This window comes from Bacteroides sp. OM05-12 (assembly GCF_003438995.1).
GTDB lineage: Bacteria > Bacteroidota > Bacteroidia > Bacteroidales > Bacteroidaceae > Bacteroides.
In genome coordinates, this window is record NZ_QSUN01000035.1 from 20,896 (window position 1) to 27,878 (window position 6,983).

Here is a 6,983-nt window from a genome sequence, read left to right on the forward strand (position 1 = left end):
AGAATACAAAAGTAGGTAAAAAGCCCAGATCTCACATCTCTTCAAACATTATTTCTAATAATACATTAGTTCATTTCAAAAAAATAGATTATGTTTGCATATTATAATATATGTAGAAATGTAATATTTATTAAAAGAAGACACTATGTCTTTCCAGAAAAAAAAATATTTATTTATAGTCTTGTTACTTTGCATTTTTACTATGAAATGCACTCTTGCTTTTGCAAAAAAAACTGCAAAAGACAATTATCGAATTTTGGTGATTCATTCTTATGAACCGAACTACCCGGTTTATCCTCATTTCAATAAATTGATTGCTGAGAATCTTAAAAAGGAGAAGATAAAGGCCGAACTTAAGTTTTTCTATTTGGATTGTGAACAATTTGTTAAAGATGAAGAATTAGATAGGGTATATCATTTTATTGACTCTATACAGGTATGGAAACCGGATTTGATAATACTTAACGAAGATCAAGCTACTTATTCCACACTTGCTTGTTACCATCCTTTTTTAAAAACTATTCCAATCATTTTTTCTGGGGTTAATTTCCCAAACTGGGAAACACTTCAAGACTATTCTAACGTTACCGGATTCTGGGATAAACCGGATTACGTAGAAAATGCGGAAATGATAGAACGTTTACTGGGAAGATCACGAATCCTTTTTTTTCATGATGAGACTTTTCTCGGTAAACAAGTGGTCCGTGAAATGGCAATACAATTTACCAACAAGAAGAATCGTTTTGCAAATACATGGATATTCAATCTGTTGGAGAACAATGATTCCGTACAGATAACAAAGAAATATTTGCCATTTCTGGAACAAATAGAGAAACGGTTCTCTCCTCCCGATACCACCACTTTTTATTATATAAACGCACGAGAGGATAAAGGCAAGAATGTATTATGGTCATTAAGTGGAATGGTAAAACACTCTGTTTTTGTACAAACAAAATATGATTTTATCACAATGCGTATCGGGCAGTTAGCCTCTATTCCAACTTTTAGCGTTATAAGTGAAGGAGTCGGTTACAACATGGGAGTATTAGGAGGGTATATCACTACTGCCGAAATACAAGTTGAGGAAGAAATAAGTTATGCATCCAGAATATTAAAAGGAGAAAGTATTAATGAGTTGCCTATTACGCAAAGCCGCAAGAAGTATGTGGTAGATTGGCAAGAACTTAAACGATGGAACATACCTGTTTCTTCTATTCCTGCTAACTATGAGATCATTAATATTCCTGACTTTCAAAAGCACCGTATCGTATTTATTTGTTTATTTGTAGTAGGAGCGTTATTAATTCTCATTTTTACTGTATTCTTTATTTTACGTAAAAAGAATAAGGAAAGAGAGGATGGAACAGCATCTATACCAAAAGAAGAACCGATTGTACCAGTGACGGACAATACAGATACATCTGACAATCAGCTTTCAACGGATATGGCTGATGTTCAGCAAGAAGAAATGTCCGTTTCACCTGTAATTACGATAAAAAAGCAATCTAAGGGGGATAGTCCCGTTGTTCTGATTGCAGAAGATAATGAAGGGAATTACCTGCTTTTAAAAAGTGTTCTGAAAAAATACTGTACACTAATTTGGGCTCATAATGGTTTGGAAGCTGTTAATATAGCTAATGAAGAGAAGATAGATATAGTTTTAATGGATATAAAGATGCCAAAGATGACCGGCATAGAAGCATTAAAAGAAATCAAAAAGACACAGCCGGACCTACCTGTCATTATGCAGACTGCCTATGCGTATGATGCGGATAAACTGTTGGCATATGAGTGTGGTTGCTCAGACTTTCTTACAAAGCCGATAGATCCTCAGGAATTAAAGGTAGCAATCAAAAAGTTTATTCCTTCGATGGATTGGTGATGGCCAAAAGTAATTGAATCACTTCCGAATAATTTTTCTGTCCGTTGGAGATTTTATTGCTTTTTAAGTACCATTCGTAGATAATATCTTGAATGCCACCGATAGTAGGACTGTATTTCTCTGACCAATATGCCCGATTGTCTTTATATAATTGAATGATTTCCGGCTTTATGGAATTTACCATCTGCTGTTGTTCATTCTCCGGAAGAAGATTCGATACATTCCTGAATACATGGGATAAAAGGGAAAAATAACCACTAAACCGAATCTGAGGATTATCAGACTCTGTACAAACCAGATAAGCATAAAGATTTGCTTCGGCTTCACTCGTTATCCCTAATAAATGTGCCATTTCATGTGCATAAGTAGAGGGGTATTGTGACGGCAATAAATCTCTATTCAGATTAAATTCCGAAAAGAATGGTCCCATGTAACCGGAAACGCCAACTTTAGAAATGAAAGGAGAAAACATCATAACTTTTACCCGTTGCCAGGCTTTGGGGTGTGCCAGCCCAAAAGATATGTCCATGCGAGCATATCCCTCTTTTATGTTTAAAGCGACACTGTATTTGTCCAAGTTCGACATCGAAACATAAGAGGCATTCAGATTGGTCACATATTCCTGCAAGAAATATTGAAAGCTCTTCTGATTGTATTCTATCGGTGAGACGGATGCTCTCGTATAAAAATCTTCTCGGAAATAGTTTAATCCCCATGCAATATAAAACCACACAGAGACCCAAAGCAGATATTCTGTAACTTTAAGCAGGGAGTGCTTCCAAGACAACCCTCTATGCCATGCCCCAAAAGGATAAACAACTACACCAATGATGCTCAATAGAATAAATAAATCTCCTAATGAAAAAGGAAATAGAGATGAAAAAGAAGATAATACAATAGAAATATAAGGATAAATATGTAAGGCATACCATTCTCCCATAGCCGGGAAGTATCTCGTTATCCAGATCAACAATATCAACAGACCTAAAATCACTAATCGAACCTTTTTGCTAATCTTCATATCATTATTCTTTAAATAATCTTCGCAAAAATAACAAAAGAAGAAATACCTTGTGCTCTTTCCTACATATTCAAAGCTTTTTTATTAATTTTGCACGCAATTATGCGAAAATCAACTAATAACAAGATATTAAAAATGGAATTAGCAAGTAAGTACAATCCCGCAGACGTTGAGGATAAGTGGTATCAGTATTGGATGGAAAACAAATTATTCAGTTCAAAACCCGATGGACGTGAGCCTTATACTGTCGTCATCCCTCCTCCGAATGTAACCGGTGTACTGCACATGGGACACATGCTTAACAATACCATTCAGGATATTCTGGTTCGTCGTGCCCGCATGGAAGGCAAGAATGCTTGTTGGGTGCCGGGCACAGATCATGCTTCTATTGCCACCGAAGCTAAAGTTGTAAATAAACTGGCAGCGGAGGGTATAAAGAAAACCGATCTTACCCGTGATGAATTCCTAAAACATGCATGGGACTGGACAGACAAGCATGGAGGCATTATCCTAAAACAGCTTAGAAAACTCGGCGCTTCCTGTGATTGGGATCGCACGGCTTTCACTATGGATGAGAAACGTAGTGAAAGTGTCTTGAAGGTTTTCGTAGACCTCTACAATAAAGGATTGATTTACAGCGGAGTACGTATGGTAAACTGGGACCCGAAGGCTTTGACTGCTCTAAGTGATGAGGAAGTTATCTATAAAGAAGAACACAGCAAACTGTATTACCTGAAATATATGATTGAAGGAGAAGACGGTTACGCGGTAGTTGCTACTACGCGTCCTGAAACCATCATGGGTGATACGGCAATGTGTATTAATCCGAATGACCCGAAGAATCAACATTTGAAAGGAAAGAAAGTTATCGTTCCGTTGGTTGGACGTGTCATTCCGGTAATTGAAGATGACTATGTAGATATAGAATTCGGTACGGGATGTCTGAAAGTGACTCCGGCGCACGATGTGAATGACTATATGCTGGGTGAAAAATATAACTTGCCGAGCATTGATATTTTTAATGACAACGGAACCATCAGTGAGGCTGCCGGTAGATATGTAGGTATGGATCGCTTCGATGTACGCGAGCAGATAGAGAAAGACCTTGCTGCTGCCGGATTATTGGAAAAGGTGGAAGCATATACCAATAAAGTAGGTTTTTCCGAACGTACCAATGTGGCTATTGAACCGAAACTTTCCATGCAATGGTTCCTTAAAATGGAAGAACTTGCTAAGCCTGCGCTGGAAGCGGTAATGAGCGACGAGATTAAATTCTATCCGGCAAAATATAAGAATACCTATAAATATTGGATGGAAAACATCAAAGACTGGTGCATCAGTCGCCAACTTTGGTGGGGACACCGTATTCCTGCTTATTTCTTGCCTGAAGGTGGTTATGTAGTAGCCGAAACTTCTGAAGAGGCATTGAAGTTGGCAAAAGAAAAAACAGGGAACAGCAACTTAACCATTTCTGATTTGCGTCAGGATGAAGACTGCCTCGACACTTGGTTCTCTTCATGGTTATGGCCTATCTCCCTGTTTGATGGAATCAATAACCCGAACAATGAGGAAATAAATTACTATTATCCTACCAGTGACCTTGTTACAGGGCCGGATATTATTTTCTTCTGGGTGGCGCGTATGATTATGGCAGGTTACGAATACGAGGGCAAAATGCCGTTTAAGAACGTTTACTTTACCGGGATTGTACGCGATAAAATAGGGCGTAAGATGTCTAAGTCTCTCGGTAATTCACCGGATCCGTTAGAATTAATCGAAAGATATGGTGCGGATGGTGTGCGTATGGGTATGATGCTTGCAGCTCCTGCCGGAAACGATATTTTGTTTGATGATGCTCTTTGCGAACAGGGACGTAACTTTAATAATAAAATATGGAATGCATTCCGTTTGGTTAAAGGTTGGAATGTAGCCGATATCGAGCAGCCGGAGTATGCACAACTGGCAACCGCATGGTTTTCTATCAAACTGGGTGACGTGGCATATGAGGTGAAAGACCTATTTTCTAAGTATCGTTTAAGCGAGGCTTTGATGGCTGTTTATAAGTTGTTCTGGGATGAGTTCTCTTCCTGGTATTTGGAAATGATTAAGCCGGCATACGGACAACCGATTGATCGCAGAACTTATGAACTGACACTGAAATATTTCGATGAACTCTTGAAACTTCTACACCCGTTCATGCCGTTTATTACGGAAGAGCTGTGGCAGAATATTGAAGAGCGTAAAGCAGGTGAAAGCCTTATGACTCAACAAATGAGCAATGTAGAGGAGCTTCCCGCACAAAGTAAAGAAGTTTTAAGTTGGTTTGAAACGCTCAAAGATGTTGTCAGTGGTATCCGTACTGTTCGTGTACAAAAGAATATTCCGCAAAAAGATGCGTTGGAACTGGAGATTGTCGATGAATCTGATATAACCAACTATCAAAGTCTGATTTCAAAATTGTGTAATCTTTCTGCTGTTAAAACGGTAGAGACGAAGAGTGACGGCTCTGTTTCATTCTTGGTGGGAACAACAGAATATGCAGTACCATTGGGCAATATGATTGACGTGGAAGCTGAAATAGAAAAATTGGAAGCCGAACTAAAGTATCAGGAAGGATTCCTTCAATCTGTGTTGAAGAAACTAAGCAATGAAAAGTTTGTAGGTAAGGCTCCTGCAAATGTTATCGACATGGAACGCAAGAAACAAGCCGATGCGGAAAGCAAAATTGCTTCTTTGAAGGAAAGCATCGCTACGTTGAAGAAAGCATAAAATACTTCTCGGATTATAAAGAATCGTTCTGATATATAAATATAAGAATCTGCAAACCGACCTAAGATGTTGGTTTGCAGATTTTTTTATTGTTTATAATAGGAACCTCTTGTTTGCTTTATCTTTTTATGCTTTCAACACCTTTATTAATTCAGGCATCATCGTCCAAATAGTATTCTCATCTTGTGCCGTATAGAAATTCCCGTCTATAACAGATTTTTCATCAGTAGCGATTCCGGTCTGTATTGCCGGTTTTGCAAGTGGGTGAACTGCAAGTTTCTTTCCGGCCGTCACTCCTGTAAAATTAAACATCATCGCCGCAGCACAATGCCCTATCATTAACTTGCCTTTTTCTCCGAAAGTCTTGATAACTTCCATCAAATCAATATTGTATTGCTTTTCGGCATATTCTTTGAATACAGGAACAGCATCTCCACATGAAAATACCAATGCATCGTATTCGCCTTCATGTCCTTTCAGGTTAGCCACTACATCATCCGTAAATAATGTAATACCCGAATTTGTCTTAATCTCTTTGCTTTCTGCCACGGCAAATACTTTATAAGAAATGCCGTTCTCAAAAAATGCTTCTAAATACTGAAATAAACCAAACCCGTTTACCGGATTAACTGCTAAAACTGCTACTTTCTTTGCCATAATCTTAAATATTAAATAAAACAATAGTTATTTTTCGTAAGTTTATTACTTTTGTAATGCAAATGTATGCTTCCTTATTCATATAAACAAGAACGTACCTCAGGATAAGGAAGTTACATAAAGGTAACTATTGCTGATGTTCAACATGATAGAAGAGATTAAAAAAATGCAAAAATTTCATCCTACAGGAAGTTGCCCGATACGGGACGTATTGAGCAGGCTTGGTGACAAATGGTCTATGCTGGTTTTGGTTACGCTGAATGCAAACGGCACGATGCGATTTAGTGATATTCATAAAACAATCGGAGACATTTCACAACGGATGCTTACTGTCACACTTCGTACATTGGAATCAGATGGGTTGGTGGAGCGTAAAATATATGCTCAAGTGCCACCGAAGGTAGAATATAATTTAACGAGTACCGGCCATAGTCTTATTCCCCACGTAGAAGCACTTGTAGAATGGGCTTTGGAGTATATGCCGGTTATTTTGAAGAATAGGATGGCGGAGTCGTAACTATTAAATGATGTTATAAAACATGGTTTTCCGGCAGAAAAATTTGGAGTTCTGTTCAAAAGCCGTATCTTTGTACTGTGTTTTTCATAGTATTAGATTTTAAGGTTAACAAAGGTTGGAGTACAGCGGTACTCCTT

General features: G+C 38.0%; 5 protein-coding genes. 3 read left to right on the forward strand and 2 right to left on the reverse strand.

The window, feature by feature from the left end:
• The first annotated feature begins 202 nt into the window (after positions 1 to 202).
• Positions 203 to 1,882 (forward strand): response regulator, encoded by a 1,680-nt coding sequence (locus DXB63_RS18295; protein ID WP_233522886.1) that lies wholly within the window; start codon positions 203 to 205, stop codon positions 1,880 to 1,882.
• On the opposite strand, the gene DXB63_RS16665 is transcribed toward DXB63_RS18295, so the two are convergent.
• Positions 1,860 to 2,903 carry a DUF3810 domain-containing protein gene (locus DXB63_RS16665; protein WP_122127516.1) on the reverse strand — a complete coding sequence of 348 codons (1,044 nt, stop codon included), beginning with the start codon at positions 2,901 to 2,903 and terminating at the stop codon, positions 1,860 to 1,862. The genes DXB63_RS18295 and DXB63_RS16665 overlap by 23 nt on opposite strands.
• Before the next feature lie 135 nt (positions 2,904 to 3,038).
• Here DXB63_RS16665 and DXB63_RS16670 point away from each other — a divergent pair, with 135 nt between their 5' ends.
• The gene (locus DXB63_RS16670; RefSeq protein ID WP_122127519.1) at positions 3,039 to 5,672 is read left to right on the forward strand and encodes a valine--tRNA ligase; all 2,634 of its coding nucleotides are present in this window, start codon (positions 3,039 to 3,041) and stop codon (positions 5,670 to 5,672) included.
• Positions 5,673 to 5,798: 126 nt separating this feature from the next.
• Here DXB63_RS16670 and DXB63_RS16675 read toward each other — a convergent pair whose 3' ends face one another.
• Positions 5,799 to 6,329 (reverse strand): DJ-1/PfpI family protein, encoded by a 531-nt coding sequence (locus DXB63_RS16675; RefSeq protein ID WP_122127517.1) that lies wholly within the window; start codon positions 6,327 to 6,329, stop codon positions 5,799 to 5,801.
• A gap of 166 nt (positions 6,330 to 6,495) precedes the next feature.
• Here DXB63_RS16675 and DXB63_RS16680 point away from each other — a divergent pair, with 166 nt between their 5' ends.
• On the forward strand, positions 6,496 to 6,846 hold the full coding sequence (locus DXB63_RS16680) for a helix-turn-helix domain-containing protein (protein ID WP_122127520.1): 351 nt from the start codon (positions 6,496 to 6,498) through the stop codon (positions 6,844 to 6,846).
• Positions 6,847 to 6,983: the final 137 nt, after the last annotated feature.